The following is a 15,378-nucleotide window of genomic DNA, read 5'->3' as shown; positions in this document are numbered from 1 at the left end:
GACCTCTCCTTAAAGCCTGTGAGAAAGTGGCGCAAGTTCAAGACCAAGGGGTCGCTGTTTGAAAAAGCGTCTGTTCGTCACGGGTCTCAGTGGATTCGTGGGACAACATATTCAATCGCGTCTGGCATTGCCTGATTCGCCGTGGGAGCTGCTGCCTGCCGCCTCGCCCTACGACCTCACGAATGCTGACAGCCTCCGTGATCTGTGGCCGCAGATGCCCGACGCGGTAATTCATCTGGCCGGGCAGACCTTCGTCCCGGAAGCGTTCCGTGATCCGGCGCGTACCTTCGACATCAATCTTTTCGGCACCCTCAATCTGCTGCAGGCGCTCAAGGCGCGGGGCTTTGCCGGCACCTTCCTCTACGTCAGCTCCGGCGATGTCTACGGTCAAGTCGGCGAGAGCGATCTGCCGATCAGCGAACAACAGTCTCCCTGCCCGCGCAATCCTTACGCGGTGAGCAAACTCTCGGCGGAGTTTCTCAGCCTGCAATGGGGCCTGAGTGAAGGCTGGCCGGTGTTGGTAGCGCGTCCGTTCAACCACATCGGCAGCGGCCAGAAAGAAAGCTTTGTCATCGCCAGTGCCGCCCGCCAGATAAGTCGCATCAAACAGGGCCTTCAAGCGCCGCAACTGGAGGTTGGCGACATCGATGTGACGCGAGATTTCCTCGATGTCGGCGATGTGATATCGGCCTACTTCGCGCTGCTGGAAAAAGGCACGTCAGGACAGGTCTACAACATCTGCTCGGGCCGCGAGCAAAGCATTCGCAGCCTGATCGAGCAGCTCGGCGATCTCGCCGAAGTCGACATGCAACTGGTTCAAGACCCTGCGCGCATGCGGCGTGCCGATCAGCGTCGCGTTTGTGGCAGCCATAACCGGCTGACCCAGACCACAGGATGGACGCCTGAAATCACAACACAACAATCCCTGCGGGCGATCCTGTCCGACTGGGAGACGCGAGTAAAACAAGAATGACTAAAAGTGCATTGATCACAGGCATCACCGGCCAGGACGGCGCATATCTGGCCAAGTTGTTGCTCGGCAAGGGCTACAAGGTTTACGGCCTCGTGGCACGGCGCAGCAGCGATTCGCGCTGGCGTCTGCGCGAGATGGGGGTCGAAGCCGACATCGTCTATTTGGACGGTGACATGGCCGATGCCTGTTCGGTACAGCGTGCAGTCATTCAATCGGCGCCGGACGAGGTCTATAACCTCGCCGCGCAGAGCTTTGTCGCCGCGTCGTGGAATCAACCGGTGACGACTGGCATCGTCGATGGTCTGGGCGTTACCCACCTGCTCGAAGCGATCCGCCAGTTCAGCCCGCATACCCGGTTTTATCAGGCATCGACCAGCGAAATGTTCGGTCTGATCCAGGCTGAACAGCAGGATGAAAACACGCCGTTCTACCCCCGCAGCCCGTACGGCGTGGCCAAACTGTATGGCCACTGGATCACCGTCAACTACCGCGAAAGTTTCAACCTGCACGCCAGCAGCGGCATCCTCTTCAATCACGAATCACCGCTGCGCGGCATCGAATTCGTGACGCGCAAAGTCACCGATGCCGCGGCGCGCATCAAACAGGGCAAACAGCACGAACTGGCCCTGGGCAACATCGACGCCAAGCGCGATTGGGGCTTTGCCGGTGACTACGTCGAAGCCATGTGGCTGATGCTGCAACAGGACAAACCCGACGATTTTGTTGTCGCCACTGGCGTCACCACCACGGTGCGTGAAATGTGCCGCATCGCCTTCGATCACGTCGGCCTCAACTACCGCGACTACGTGAAGATCGACCCGGCGTTTTTCCGCCCGGCCGAAGTTGAAGTGCTGCTCGGCAATCCAGCCAAGGCTCAGCGTGTGCTGGGCTGGAAGCCGAAAACCGACCTGGATACCTTGATCCGCATGATGATGGATGCGGACATGAAACGCGTCGCCAAGGAGTAGGCCATGCTGATTCCCGTGATTCTGTCCGGCGGTGCCGGCACTCGTTTGTGGCCGGTGTCCCGCGAGGGCCATCCCAAGCCGTTCATGACCCTGCCCGACGGCCAGTCGCTGCTGGGCAAGACCTACCAGCGTGCCGCCGCGTTGCTGGACGGTTGGGGCGACATTGTCACGGTGACTAACCGCGAGTACTACTTCCAGAGCAAGGATCACTATTGCGCCGCCCATGTCTCGCGTCATCGCGGGCATTTCCTGCTGGAGCCGACCGGCCGCAACACTGCCCCGGCCATCGCTGCTGCCGCGTTGTCGCTGCAAGCGCTGCACGGTGACGACGCGATCATGGTGGTGATGCCGGCCGACCATTTGATCGTCAATCAGGACGCGCTGAAAAGTGCCGTCGAACACGCGGTCAATCTGGCGAAGGACGGTTATCTGGTGACCTTCGGTGTGACGCCGACCGCCCCGGAAACCGGCTTCGGCTACATCGAGACTGGCGCGCCACTCGACGCCAGAGGCGCTGCGAAAGTGCAGCGTTTCGTCGAGAAACCCGACCTGCAAACCGCCACGCATTATCTGGAAAGCGGCAACTTCCTGTGGAACTCAGGGATGTTCTGCTTCACCACCGCAAGTGTGCTGGCCGAGTTGCAACTGCATGCGCCGCAGTTGCTGGAACAGACCCGTGCCTGCATGGCGGCTAGCGCCCCGCTGGAAACTGTCGGCTGCCTGCAACAGGAACTGTCGCCAGCGCTGTTCGCCGAGATCACCGACATCTCCATCGACTACGCGTTGATGGAGCGCTCGGAAAAAGTCGTCGTGGTACCCGCCGGGTTCGACTGGAGCGATATCGGTTCCTGGGGCGCCGTCGCGGCTCTGGTACCGGCCGATGCCGATAACAATCGTGCCAGCGGCGAAGCGATTTTCATCGACAGCCACAATAACTTCGTTCAAAGCGAAGGTCGGCTGGTGGCTGCCGTCGGCGTGGACAACCTGATCGTCATCGACACCGCCGACGCCGTACTGGTCGCTCACGCTGATCGTGCGCAGGACGTGCGACGAGTGGCCAAGCAGCTCAAGGACAAATCCCACGAAGCCTACCGTCTGCACCGCACGGTGAGTCGGCCATGGGGCACCTACACCGTGCTCGAGGAGGGCCCGCGCTTCAAGATCAAGCGCATTGTGGTCAAGCCCGGCGGCAAGCTGTCTCTGCAAATGCACCATCACCGTAACGAACACTGGGTGGTCGTCGAAGGCATGGCCAAGGTTACCAACAATGGTACCGGTACCCACTTGGTGGCGAAAAACGAATCGACGTTCATCGCTGCCGGCCACCGCCATCGCCTGGAAAACCCCGGGGTGATCGATCTGGTGATCATCGAAGTACAAAGCGGCGAATACCTGGGAGAGGACGACATCGTCCGCTTCGAAGACCAATACGGCAGGACGGTTTGAATGCTGCTTTCCCTTTACCGCTCAATGCGCAGTTATCGCGGATTCATCCTCGGTAGCGTCAAGCGGGAGTTTCAATCACGTTATCGCAACTCGTTGTTCGGCGCGCTGTGGACTGTACTCAACCCGTTGTCGATGATTGTTGTGTACACGGTGATCTTTTCCCAGATCATGCGCGCCCGTCTGCCGGGCGTGGACGATGGCTTGGCCTACAGCGTCTATCTCTGCGCCGGCCTGCTGACGTGGGGTCTGTTCGCGGAAATCACCACGCGCAGCCAGAGCATGTTTCTGGAAAACGCCAACCTGCTGAAGAAAATCAGCTTCCCGCGCATTTGCCTGCCGGTGATTACCCTGCTCAACGCCGGTATCAATTTTGCGATCATTCTCGGGCTGTTCTTCGGCTTTCTGCTGATCAGCGGCCGCCTGCCCGGCATGGCCCTGCTGGCGCTGATACCGCTGTTGATCGTGCAAGTGATCTTTGCCGCGGGGCTGGGGATGCTGCTCGGGATTCTCAATGTGTTCTTTCGCGATGTCGGGCAGATGTTCGGCATCTGCCTGCAGTTCTGGTTCTGGCTGACGCCCATCGTTTACCCGCTTTCGATCCTGCCGTCAGGCATCCAGCACGTCATCAGCCTGAACCCGATGACGGCGCTGATGACCAGCTACCAGAACGTGTTCCTTTACAACCAATGGCCGCAGTGGTCGTCACTGACACCGCTGCTGATCATCGGTCTGCTGCTCTGCACCATGGCGTTGCGCCTGTTCCGTCAACGAGTCGGTGAAATGGTGGACGAACTCTGATGGGACACATACGCGTTACTGGCCTGGCCAAAGCCTATAAACAATATCCGAATCGCTGGAGTCGCTTGCTGGAATGGCTGGTGCCGTTCTCGCCGAACCGCCATCACCTGCACTGGGTCTTGCAAGACGTCGATTTCGAGATCAAACCCGGTGAAGCGGTTGGCATCGTCGGCGTCAACGGCGCGGGCAAAAGTACCCTGCTGAAAATGATCACCGGCACCACCCAACCGACCTGTGGACAGATCCATCTGCAAGGCCGCGTGGCCGCGTTGCTGGAATTGGGCATGGGTTTTCACCCGGACTTTACCGGTCGGCAGAACGCTGTCATGGCCGGTCAGTTGCTGGGCATGCAGGTCGAAGAGATCGAAGCGTTGATGCCGCAAATCGAAAGCTTTGCCGAAATCGGCGACGCCATCGATCATCCGGTGCGTACCTATTCCAGCGGCATGCAGATGCGCCTGGCGTTCAGTGTCGCGACCGCGCGGCGTCCGGACATCCTGATCGTCGACGAAGCGCTGTCGGTCGGTGATGCGTATTTCCAGCATAAAAGTTTCGAGCGCATCCGCAGCTTCCGCAAAGCCGGTACGACCCTGCTGATCGTGTCCCATGACCGCTCGGCCATTCAATCGATCTGCGACACCGCGATTCTCCTGGAGAACGGACGTCTGGCCATGCGTGGCAAACCCGAAGAAGTCATGGACTACTACAACGCCATGCTGGCCCAGCGCGAAGGCCAGACGGTGCGCCAGGAGATGCTCGCCAATGGCCAGGTACAGACCATTTCCGGCACCGGTGAAGCAGCGATTCTCAGCGTGCGCCTGCTCGATGAGCAAGGACGCAGCCTTGAAGTCGCGGAGGTCGGTCAGCCTGTGGTGCTGGAAGTGCAGACCGAAATTCGTGAAGACATCGAGCGGCTGATTCTCGGCTTCATGATCAAGGATCGTCTGGGCCAGGCCATTTATGGCATCAACACCCATCGCCTCGACAAAGCCATTACCGAGCTGAGTGCCGGCGAACGCGTGACCTTTCGCTTCGCTTTCGACATGCGTCTGGGCAAGGGTAACTACTCCGTGGCGTTGAGCCTGTCACGTCTGGATTCGCACCTGGATCGCAACTTCGAGTGGCGCGATTATGGTTTGATCTTCCACGTGATCAACAATCGCCAGGAAGACTTTGTCGGCTGCTCCTGGTTACAAGCCCGGACCGAAATCACCCGTTCCAGTGAAAACCTTTTAAAAACGCCTGATACGGAGATCTTGCGATGACACGATTGCTGGTGGAGTGCACTTACGTTTTCGAACATCCCTCCGCCAACTCGGGCATTCAACGTGTTGTACGCAACGTCATTCAGCAATTGCCGACGGCCGATGACACCCTCGAATGCATCCCGGTGGTGATGATCGATGGCGGTTTGTATGAAGTTAAAAGTCTGGCGCCGCTGAAGTCCCCGAAGCTCGACCTGATGGGTCTGCGGGTGAAACTGGAACAGTGGGCCAACGCCTTCTGGCTACGTCACCGAGCGGTGGAGCGACGCTGGCCGTTCAACCAGTCGCATTTCACCCGTCGGGTGCTGTACGTCGGCTGCCGACTCACGGCATTCGCCTGTTTCAGCTTGCCCATGCGCCTGCTAGAGCGCGTCCTCAAGGGCCAACAGATTCCCGAGCGCTGTATCCCGCTGGTCCACCGGGGGGGCGATCAATTGGTGCTGCTCGACTCGTCCTGGCACGCCAACTTTTTCCCCCTCGCCGAGCAACTCAAGCGTGAGGGCGTGGGCATAATTTCGGTGATTTATGACCTGATCCCCCTGACCCACCCGCAGTTTTGCGATGCCGGACTGGTCAAAGTGTTCAACGACTGGTTCGACTGGATCGCGCGCACCGCTGATGGTTATGTCGCGATCTCGACCACGATCCGCGATCAGGTGCGCGAGGAAATGCTGCGCCGGATCGGCACGCAACAGGTCGGGCAGCGCTGGTTTGATTATTTCCACCTCGGCTCCGAACTGGACTTGAGTGAGGCCGATGCCAAGGTCGACCGTGGCCTGCTGGACATGTTCCAGACCAAGGACCCGGTGTTTCTCATGGTCAGCACCATCGAGCCGCGCAAAAACCACGCGTACCTGCTCGAGGCGTTTGAACTCGCCTGGGCAACAGGATCGAAAGCGCGGTTATGCATCGTCGGCAAGATCGGCTGGAAGTGCGACGCACTGATCGAACGAATCCGCCAGCATCCCGAGCTGAACCGACGCTTGTTCATGTACAACTCGCTCTCGGACAAAAGTCTCGAGCACGCCTACTCTCACGCCACGGCGCTGGTGTTTCCGTCCCATGTCGAAGGTTTCGGCTTGCCACTGGTGGAAGCCATGCAACGCCAGTTACCGGCAATGGCCAGCGACATCCCGGTGTTTCGCGAGATCGGCGGCGACTACATGGCGTATTTCGACCTGACGAATCCACAGAGTCTGACTGATCTGGTGACCGGCATGGAGCGCTCCGGCGAGTTTCCGGCAACGCTGAGCCTAGAACATTGGCGCTGGTTGAGCTGGCGTGAAGCGAGCGCCCAATTGGTCGAACGTATTGAACGCAACTTGAATGCAGCGATGCCTGCCCCCGAGAGTCAGCATGCGCATTGCTCTTAACGCGCGCATTCTCCAGGCACCGCGCACCGGCATCGGCCATTACGTTGCCGAACTGGTCAACGCCTTGCGCAGTGAGCCCGACATTGACGTGACGCTGTTCCACGGCTGGGGCTGGAGCTCGGCATTGCCGGAAGCGGCCATGCCCGGTTACTCGCGCCTGACACCGCTGCTGCGGCAGATCCCCGGGGCCTATCAGGCGCGCCGCTGGCTGGAACAGAAACGCTTCGATCAGGGCCGCGCGCAAGGCATCGACCTCTATCACGAACCAAGCCTGTGGCCACTGGCCTTCGACGGCCCGACCGTGATCACCCTGCATGACCTGACGCACCTGCATTTCCCTGAGACCCAGCCTGCGGCGCGACTCAAGGAAATCGAACGTCGATTGGCCGTGGGTGTGCAGCAAGCCCAAGTAATTCTCACCGACTCGCAAGCCATTGCCGACGAAGCTCAAGCGTATTTCGGCCTGCCTGCCGAGCGTTTTGTGGTGGCCCCACTGGGGGTCGCCAAGCGCTTTCATCCGCGCGAAGCGTGCGCCATTGACGCGGTGCTCAAGGCTCATGCGGTGGCGGCGCGGGAATATTTTCTTTGCGTGGGCACGCTGGAGCCGCGCAAGAACCTTGGCCTGGCCCTACGCGCCCATGCCCTACTGCCGGAGGCGGTGCGCCAGCGCTTTCCACTGTTGATCGTCGGCATGGCCGGCTGGGAGCGCGAACAGTTCAGCGAACCCCTGCGTCAGGCGCTGGCCAGCGGGCATGTGTGCCTGCTCGGTTATTTGCCCGATGAACAGGTCGCGCAATTGCTGGCCGGCGCGCGGGCGCTGATTTTTCCGTCGCTGTATGAAGGTTTTGGTCTGCCGGTACTGGAGGCCATGGCCAGCGGCACGCCGGTGCTGCTCACGCGTTCTTCGGCGATGCCGGAAGTCGCGGGTGCGGCGGGCAACTATATTGAAGCTGACGATGCAGAAGGCCTGCGCGATGCGCTGAGCCGACTGATCGACGATCAAGGGCATTGGCAGGCATGCCAAGAAGCCGGATTGCAGCAGTCACGGCTTTTTTCCTGGGAGCGTTGTGCACAGGCCACGGCCGGTGCCTACCGTCAGGCCATGGGAGGTTGAATGCGAGTTCTTCATTTTTTCAAGACGTACCTGCCTGACTCGGTCGGCGGCATTGAGCAAGTGATCTTCCAGCTCTGCGAGAGCGGCGCTCAGCACGGTATCGACGGCCAGGTGCTGACACTCAGCGCCGACCCGAATCCCCCCGTGGTGCAACTCGGTCAGCACGAAGTGCACCGCGCCAAACTCGACATCCAGTTCGCCTCCACCGGTTTTTCCTGGAGCGTGTTCAAACAGTTTCGCGAACTGGCGGCCGAGGCGGATGTGATCAACTACCACTTCCCGTGGCCGTTCATGGACCTGGTGCATTTCGCTAGCGCGACGAATAAACCGAGTGTGGTGACCTACCACTCGGACATCATTCGCCAGAAACACCTTCTCAAACTCTATCGCCCGCTGATGAACCGCTTCCTCGCCAGCGCCGACCGTATCGTTGCCGCTTCGCCGAACTACCTGCACACCAGCGACGTGTTGCAGCAATTCCAGGACAAGACCCGAGTGATTCCCTACGGTTTGAACAAGGCCGGTTATCCACAGCCCGATGCCGAACGGATGAATCGCTGGCGTCAGCAGCTTGGGGATAAGTTTTTCCTGTTTGTCGGCGTGATGCGTTACTACAAAGGCCTGCACATTTTGCTGGAGGCCCTGAAAGAAGTGGACTATCCCGTGGTCATCGTCGGCGCCGGGCCACTGGAACTGGAGCTGCACGCACAGGCGCAGGCGCTGGGCCTGCGTAACATTCATTTCCTCGGGCGCCTGGGTGACGAAGACAAAGTCGCACTGCTGCAACTGAGCTACGCGATTGTTTTCCCGTCGCACCTGCGCTCGGAAGCGTTCGGCATTTCTCTGCTGGAAGGTGCGATGTACGGCAAACCGATGATTTCCAGCGAGATTGGCACCGGCACCAGCTACATCAATATTCACAACGAAACCGGGCTGGTGGTCCCTCCCAGTCATCCACAGGCATTTCGCGAGGCGATGCGCACGCTCTGGGAAGACCCGGTCCGCGCCGCTGCCATGGGGGTGAAAGCCGAAGCACGTTACCGGCAGTTATTCACCGCCGATGACATGGGCCGCAAGTGGACGGAGCTGTATCAGGAATTGCTGGAAGAGAAATCCCTGTCCTACGCCTGAGCGTGGGTGGAACACCGATCCCCTGTAGGCGCTGCCGAAGGCTCGGGTTACAGGTCCAAGACCAGTGGCTGATTGCTTTGCGCCGGAACCGCGCAGCAAATCAGCACATGCCCCGCTTCCGGAATATCCGCCGGCACCTGTGGATAATTCACCGCACCACTGACCAGCCGGGTCTTGCAGGTACCGCACGAACCACCGCGGCAACTGAACTCGGGGCGCAATCCGCGACTTTCCGCCAGCTCCAGCAAACTGCCGCCATCGGGTTGCCAGCGTGCTTCCTTGGCCGAGCGCTCGAACACCACTGGCACCGAAGTGGTTGCCGCAGGCGGTTGCTCGATCACGATCGCGTCCGGATCGGCCTGACGTTTCAGGGTCGACGGGCCAAAGGTTTCCGCATGAATCTGCGCATCGCGCACATCCAGTTCGCGCAAAGTGTCGTAAAGCCCTTGGGTAAAACCACCGGGGCCGCAGAGCACAAAGTCGAGCTGATCAAAATCCTCGGCATCCAGCAGGTTCCTCAGCACCGCGCCGTCGATCCGCCCGCGCACATCGAAATCCTCGCCCTCTCGCACATCCGCTTCCGGCTGGCTGAGCAGACGCAGGACTCGCACAGAGTCGCCCGCCGTTTCGAGCAGACGATCCAGCTCCTTGCGAAACGGTTGATCCGCCAGACTGCGCGAACTCTGCAACAACAATGTCGGACGAATTCCCCGCGTCCGCAGGCCTTGGTAGACCACCTCGCGCAGCATCGACAGCAACGGCGTGATGCCGACACCGGCAGCCAGCAGCACCAATGGTCGCTGTTCCAGCGGCGCCACGGTGAAATGCCCTTGCGGTGCCCGCGCTTCAAGTACGTCGCCAACGCGAATCTGCTCATGCAGATGCGATGAAATCAGACCTTCGCGTTTGACGCTAATGCGGTAGAAACCATCCGACGGCGCGCTCGAAAGGCTGTAAGTACGAATATGCACCTCGCCATCAATCGTGAAACGCAGCGGCAAATGCTGACCTGCGAGAAACACCGGCAACCCGGCGCCATCAGTTGGCTCCAGATAGATCGAGCGGATATGACGACTTTCAGCTTCGATCTTCGCCACCCGCAGCGGCCGCCATTGATTGCCCAGCGCCTGCGCTTGCAAACGCGCGTCGGCCTCGGCCCAATTACCGGTCAACAGACTGGTCGGCGACATGCCGTCGAAGCGCCAGCGCAACGCCAGAGCTGCCGGGCGCCGCACCAGTTTTTCCACCTCAAATGTCCACAGCCGTTCCGCACCTTGAAAGGCTTCGATCTGCGGGTCTTCGAGAAGAATCTCGGTACGCCCGCTGAGTTGCAGCAGATCACCTGTGGAAAAGTCGATGAACAGCAAGCCGGCCTTAGGGTTCAGCAACAAATTGCCGAGGGTGTTGAAGTGCAGATTGCCGGCGAAATCGGGGATGGTCAGACGATTGCCTTCCACCCGTACGAAACCGGCCTGGCCACCCCGGTGGGAAACATCCACCGCACGCTGGCCGTCGACATCCACATAACTGGCGACAAAAAACGTATCGGCACCGGCGATCAGCGCAATGGCCGCATCATCGAGACCGTTCAGATGCTCAGCCGGGCGTGTCTGCGGATCCGTCAGCGGCACCCGCTGAAACTGGCGCAGTTGGATGTATTGCGGGCAGTTGCCGAAGGCCTGATCCACGCTCACGTCAAAACCATGAGCGTTCAGATTGCCGACATGACCATTGAGGCGATTGCGCCGGCGTGTGTGTAACTCGATGCCAAGCAAACCGATCGGTTCGCCATTGCGCAGTTGCGCCGGATCATCGGCAGCGACCTGGCTGGCGAAATGCAGATGCTCGGGATCCGGCGAATGGGCAAACCCCGGCGCGCCTTCGAGCACACTGGCCCAGGGCCGCCCGTCTGCATCAACTGCGCCGTACAGCATGAAAGGCAATTGCTGATAGAACTCACGGTGCTGATCCGGCATCCAGGTGCGAATCACCTTACGTCCGAAGGCTTCCATGCGTTCGGCAACGCCGACATGGGCCTGCAATTGCTGTTCGCCAGCGTGCCACGGTGAACGTTCCATCATGACCTCTCCCCTGCACCGTCGGCACAGTGTGGATTGCGAAAATCAGGCGGTGGTTTGCAGACCCGCAACAGTACGCGGCATACCGACGAAGCCGGGCAATGCTTCAACCCGGGCCAGCCAGGCGCGGACGTTGCCGTAGTCGTCCAGCGACACGTTGCCTTCCGGCGCGTGGGCGATGTAACTGTAGGCCGAAACGTCGGCAATGCTTGGTTCGTCGCCGGCCAGATACGGCGTTTTGCCCAACTCGATGTCCATCACCTTGAGCAGGTTGTGCGCCCGGGTAATCGCTTCTTCTGCATTCAGCTGGGCACCAAACACCGTGACCAATCGCGCAGCGGCGGGGCCGAAAGCGATCGGCCCGGCGGCAGCCGACAGCCAGCGCTGTACCCGCGCGGCGCCGACCGGATCGGTTGGCAGCCAACGACCATGGCCGTATTTCTGCGCCAGATACACCAGAATCGCGTTGGAATCGGCGAGCACCACACCGTCGTCATCAATGGCCGGCACCTGGCCAAAACTGTTGATCGCCAGATACGCCGGCTGCTTATGCTCACCTTTGGCCAGATCGACGAAGATCAGCTCGGTCGGCAATTGCAGCAGGGACAACATCAGCTCGACACGGTGGGCGTGGCCGGAACGTGGAAAGTTGTAGAGTTTGATCGCTTGCATGGTCGACTCCGCTGAACAGGGGCGCCGCTGCGGGGATGAGCGCGCCGATGGAGGTCATCTTGCGCTGATCGCGAAAACAACAGAATCACCAGCAACTGCAATCGATTATTTCATCTCATGCAATAACGCAGCATCTTTAAGCGCTGGGTGCTCACGTAAAGCCTTGGCGGTGAAATCGACAAAACTGCGAATCCGCGCTGGCGCTTTGCGCCCGCCCTGATACACCACGTGGATCGGCAAGGGCGGCAGTTCAAATTCAGCAAGGACGATTTCCAGCTCGCCAGTCGCGATTTTGCTGGCGACTTGGTAAGACAGAACCCGAGTCAAACCCAGCCCCATGCAGGCTGCGGTAATCGCTGCCTGATTGGCAGTCACGATCAGACGCGGCTCAGGGCGCACGCTAAGCGGTTCGCCCGCGTCGAGAAACGGCCAACTGCGTTGCTGACCGATCGCTGAAGTCGCCACCACTGGCGCCCCCGCCAACGCGTGGGGATGAGCCGGTCGGCCATACTTGGCGAAGTAGTCGGGCGAGCCGCAAATGACCCGACGCACCTCACCCACGCGAATCGCATGCTGACTGCTGTCCGGCAGATCACCGATGCGCACCGCCACATCAAGGCCCTCCTCGACCATGTTGACGATCCGATCGACCAACACCGCGTTGATCGTGACATCCGGATACTGCGCGAGATAACGCGCCATCAGCGGCGTCACAAACAAATCACCGAACAACACCGGCGCCGTCACCGTCAGTTGCCCACGCGGCTCGGCATGACTGCCCGCCGCCGAATCCTCGGCCTCTTGCACCTCGGCGAGAATCCTCCGGCAATCTTCCAGGTAACGCTGCCCCGCTTCGCTCAAATGCACACTGCGCGTGGTGCGGATCAACAACCGCGTGCCGATGCGCGACTCCAGCGCCGCCACCGCGCGCGTGACGCTGGCCGCTGACAAACCAAGACGCCGCGCGGCAGAGGAGAAGCCTTGCTCTTGGGCGACGGTGGTGAAGATGTGCATTTCCTGGAAGCGATCCATGGTGCCTCTCGAGTCAGATACAAAAATCGCAGCCTAAGCTGCGATTTTTTGCGCTGGTGCAGAACAAAATATTTTGACACCGATAGTTCAGCAAATACTGGGACAAACGGCTCAACAGGGAGGCCCCAGCTCGGCGGAAATTTTGACACCTCCCAGCCTATCCCACCAAACCGACCCTGATTTTCAACAATATATTTTGACAATAGTGGCAAGGGACTAACTCTTACTACAAAAGCATGACCTATACCTTACTGCTACCATTCGGGCGCTATCAGGCTGAGGCGGCTGCTCAAAGGAAGAATTGTTGCCCGGAGAGCTGCGACCAACTGTTGTTAAGTAGTGGGCGTAGGGGCTGGAGCTGCCGTAGCCCTTTGAGGGGTTTAAGCTGCTTAAGGCCTTTTAGAGGCTTCAACTGACGCATAGGCCTCATTGGGCCGCCATTAGCATTGCTGGAAAAAAATACTACTTGACCGTGATTGTCGCGTATCAATCCATTAGCAATACGGCCTAGATGCTGTCCCACGTATGAATACAGGGCGTCACCATGAAAATACCCAACTGGTCGCCCATCAAAACTAAAAAGATGGACATTGTCATCGGTATAGATGGTCGGAGTGCCGTTTCGATCGTAAAAATCCTGGCTCATGGGAGTGATCCATTCTAAAGGGAATACAGGGCATCAATTGATGCCCTGAGTCGAGTGGACGGCCTATTAAGCCGCTTTTGGGCGAAGAACAATGCGGAACGGCTGGCCGTTCGCACGTCGTATCACCTTTCCAGACTTAGTGCGGATGGTCATACGGTAAATGACCTCCCCTTCCTCGTCCGGCTTTTCGAACATCTCTTGCTGGGACATAGTCGTCTCTCACAGAGATAGGCTCGAACACAAACTCGCTCCCTTGCGAACGGTACCCATTGAGGCTACCATCACAACGCTTTTCCTGAAGCGCGAGAGACATCTGGAGCCTGTTCAGACGTCTTTTCCCAAAAGCCGATCAAGTTCGTACCTTGGTCGGCTTTCTATTTCCTGGTCTCAAACTTCCACTACAAATCTCCATTAGAGATTTGCTAGCATGCTCATAAAGAGCATGAGGTCAATCCATAACTTAATACTATCATCATCATTTTGATCACGTCAACCCATCATGTGTTATCCTCGACACATGAATGATTGGTTGCACCCGTTGACGACCGAACGGAGAAAACATGATTGACCTCAGCGATTACAGCAAGGCACAGCAGGAGCGCTTAGCCTTCATAGACTTCCGCCTCTATTTTTTGGGAGTCGTATCGCGCTCGGATCTAATGGAACGCTTTGGAGTGGCTTCAGCAGCAGCCACACGCGACTTTGCGCTCTACCGTGAACTCGCCCCGGAAAACACTGAGCTTGATCCGGTTAGTAAGCACTATGTTATTCGTGAGCAGTTCGTGCCTCAGGTAATACATGCTTCCGAACGCGTATTAGTGACTCTGTCGCAAGGATTCGGGGATGGCGTAGATTCAGGGGAAGGTTCACTGATTCGACACGAATCAGTGTCGTTGCTGAGTCGCCCTAAGATCGAAATCCTCGCGCCTATCACGCGTGCAATTCGCCTTGGGCAAGTGGTAAGAATCGAGTACACGTCGAAATCGGGGCCTTCAACGCGAGAGATTGTTCCGTTTGCTATCGGTTGTGATGGGCTCCGTTGGCATGCTCGCGCATTTGATCGCAAGAGCGGAAAATTTGCAGATTTCGTATTCACTAGGATGAGCAGCGCTGAGGTTGTTATTGGGGAAAAGCCTCTAGCTGCAGAGAGTTGGTCGAATGATGATCAGTGGAATCGAATGCTGGACCTCCCTATAGTCCCCCATCCTGACAAAGATTCAGCCGAGCTAGTTATTCGCGATTTCGGGATGGAAGATGGAGTCATGCGGCTTCGTGTGCGTGCAGCGATGGCGGGCTATGTCCTGCAGCAATACCACGTTGATTGCTCACCTGATCACAGCATCAAGGGTCTAGCTTATCGGTTATGGTTAAGCGACCCGCTGGCTCTCTATGGTGTCGAGAGCGCAATCTTTGCACCTGGATATACGAAGCCTTCAAATAGCAGTGCGTCTCCATTGCGTGGAACCCAGAGTACCTAGAGATAGTCTTGTAAGTGCCGCTGTTCGTTGGAGTTTTGACTCGCAAACCTCGTCAAATTCCACGCAAAAAAAACCGCGCCTAGCGCGGTTTTTTTATCAGTAACCTGAGAACTCAATCTCTTGTGCGCTTGGCTTTCTGACAAGCTGAAGTACCATAAACTCGTCATGGCTGGCGTCCTTTGCTTGGCGCGTTGGCCGGGTTTGCTGAGTATTAAGCACAGCGCATATCTCGCGTAATTGAGGCATAGGTTTCCGCTGGACGGGGGCTGAGGAGCTCCCAATCTGACTCCATCATTCTCACTTACGAGCCAGAGTCCCGTCTGTGCCAATTAACGATTTATTCCAATCGCCTACTCCCCACTTAACCACCCCTGTACGCGGATGCGTACCATCGGTGTAAACTT

Annotated in this window: 13 protein-coding genes; 9 read left to right on the top strand and 4 right to left on the bottom strand. The window is 58.5% G+C overall.

The genetic code is table 11. The annotated features are described in order from the left end of the window. The first annotated feature begins 58 nt into the window (after nucleotides 1-58). Genes ACM6IN_RS16090 through ACM6IN_RS16055 form a run of 8 tightly spaced genes read left to right on the top strand, consistent with a single transcriptional unit; the run spans nucleotide 59 to nucleotide 9,068 of the window. Nucleotides 59-973 carry a GDP-mannose 4,6-dehydratase gene (locus ACM6IN_RS16090; RefSeq protein WP_414916349.1) on the top strand — a complete coding sequence of 305 codons (915 nt, stop codon included), beginning with the start codon at nucleotides 59-61 and terminating at the stop codon, nucleotides 971-973. Further along, nucleotides 970-1,941, top strand: a complete 972-nt coding sequence (gmd, locus tag ACM6IN_RS16085) for a GDP-mannose 4,6-dehydratase (protein WP_095113151.1) — start codon at nucleotides 970-972, stop codon at nucleotides 1,939-1,941. Before ACM6IN_RS16090 ends, gmd begins: the two co-directional genes overlap by 4 nt. A gap of 3 nt (nucleotides 1,942-1,944) precedes the next feature. Then, the gene (locus ACM6IN_RS16080) at nucleotides 1,945-3,387 is read left to right on the top strand and encodes a mannose-1-phosphate guanylyltransferase/mannose-6-phosphate isomerase (protein WP_007911980.1); all 1,443 of its coding nucleotides are present in this window, start codon (nucleotides 1,945-1,947) and stop codon (nucleotides 3,385-3,387) included. Beyond that, nucleotides 3,388-4,185 (top strand): ABC transporter permease, encoded by a 798-nt coding sequence (locus ACM6IN_RS16075; RefSeq protein WP_007911978.1) that lies wholly within the window; start codon nucleotides 3,388-3,390, stop codon nucleotides 4,183-4,185. It abuts the gene before it with no gap. Further along, on the top strand, nucleotides 4,185-5,450 hold the full coding sequence (locus tag ACM6IN_RS16070) for an ABC transporter ATP-binding protein (protein WP_007911975.1): 1,266 nt from the start codon (nucleotides 4,185-4,187) through the stop codon (nucleotides 5,448-5,450). The genes ACM6IN_RS16075 and ACM6IN_RS16070 overlap by 1 nt, the downstream gene beginning before the upstream one ends. Then, entirely contained in the window at nucleotides 5,447-6,823 is a 1,377-nt protein-coding gene (locus ACM6IN_RS16065; RefSeq protein WP_414916348.1) for a glycosyltransferase family 4 protein, read from the top strand. The genes ACM6IN_RS16070 and ACM6IN_RS16065 overlap by 4 nt, the downstream gene beginning before the upstream one ends. Further along, nucleotides 6,807-7,937 carry a glycosyltransferase family 4 protein gene (locus ACM6IN_RS16060; RefSeq protein WP_414916347.1) on the top strand — a complete coding sequence of 377 codons (1,131 nt, stop codon included), beginning with the start codon at nucleotides 6,807-6,809 and terminating at the stop codon, nucleotides 7,935-7,937. Before ACM6IN_RS16065 ends, ACM6IN_RS16060 begins: the two co-directional genes overlap by 17 nt. Further along, complete coding sequence (locus ACM6IN_RS16055; RefSeq protein ID WP_414916346.1) at nucleotides 7,938-9,068, top strand: glycosyltransferase family 4 protein; 1,131 nt, start codon at nucleotides 7,938-7,940, stop codon at nucleotides 9,066-9,068. A 47-nt stretch (nucleotides 9,069-9,115) separates the two neighbouring features. Here the strand turns inward: ACM6IN_RS16055 and ACM6IN_RS16050 are convergent, their stop codons facing one another. From ACM6IN_RS16050 to ACM6IN_RS16035, 4 genes are all read right to left on the bottom strand, one after another. Then, nucleotides 9,116-11,146: a pyridoxamine 5'-phosphate oxidase family protein gene (locus tag ACM6IN_RS16050; RefSeq protein WP_414916484.1), complete on the bottom strand. Its 2,031-nt coding sequence runs from the start codon at nucleotides 11,144-11,146 to the stop codon at nucleotides 9,116-9,118. Between the two features lie 45 nt (nucleotides 11,147-11,191). Further along, on the bottom strand, nucleotides 11,192-11,818 hold the full coding sequence (locus ACM6IN_RS16045) for a glutathione S-transferase family protein (RefSeq protein ID WP_123376041.1): 627 nt from the start codon (nucleotides 11,816-11,818) through the stop codon (nucleotides 11,192-11,194). A 105-nt stretch (nucleotides 11,819-11,923) separates the two neighbouring features. After that, nucleotides 11,924-12,850, bottom strand: a complete 927-nt coding sequence (locus tag ACM6IN_RS16040; RefSeq protein ID WP_414916345.1) for a LysR family transcriptional regulator — start codon at nucleotides 12,848-12,850, stop codon at nucleotides 11,924-11,926. 289 nt (nucleotides 12,851-13,139) lie between these two features. After that, nucleotides 13,140-13,496, bottom strand: a complete 357-nt coding sequence (locus ACM6IN_RS16035; protein ID WP_320395757.1) for a 4-fold beta flower protein — start codon at nucleotides 13,494-13,496, stop codon at nucleotides 13,140-13,142. A gap of 560 nt (nucleotides 13,497-14,056) precedes the next feature. Here ACM6IN_RS16035 and ACM6IN_RS16030 point away from each other — a divergent pair. Continuing rightward, entirely contained in the window at nucleotides 14,057-14,974 is a 918-nt protein-coding gene (locus tag ACM6IN_RS16030; protein WP_320395758.1) for a helix-turn-helix transcriptional regulator, read from the top strand. Nucleotides 14,975-15,378: the final 404 nt, after the last annotated feature.

Origin of the sequence: Pseudomonas sp. IT-P395 (assembly GCF_949767675.1) — a bacterium.
Lineage (GTDB): Bacteria > Pseudomonadota > Gammaproteobacteria > Pseudomonadales > Pseudomonadaceae > Aquipseudomonas.
The sequence above is the reverse complement of the archived record's forward strand: the minus strand, read 5'-3'. Positions and strand labels throughout refer to the sequence as shown.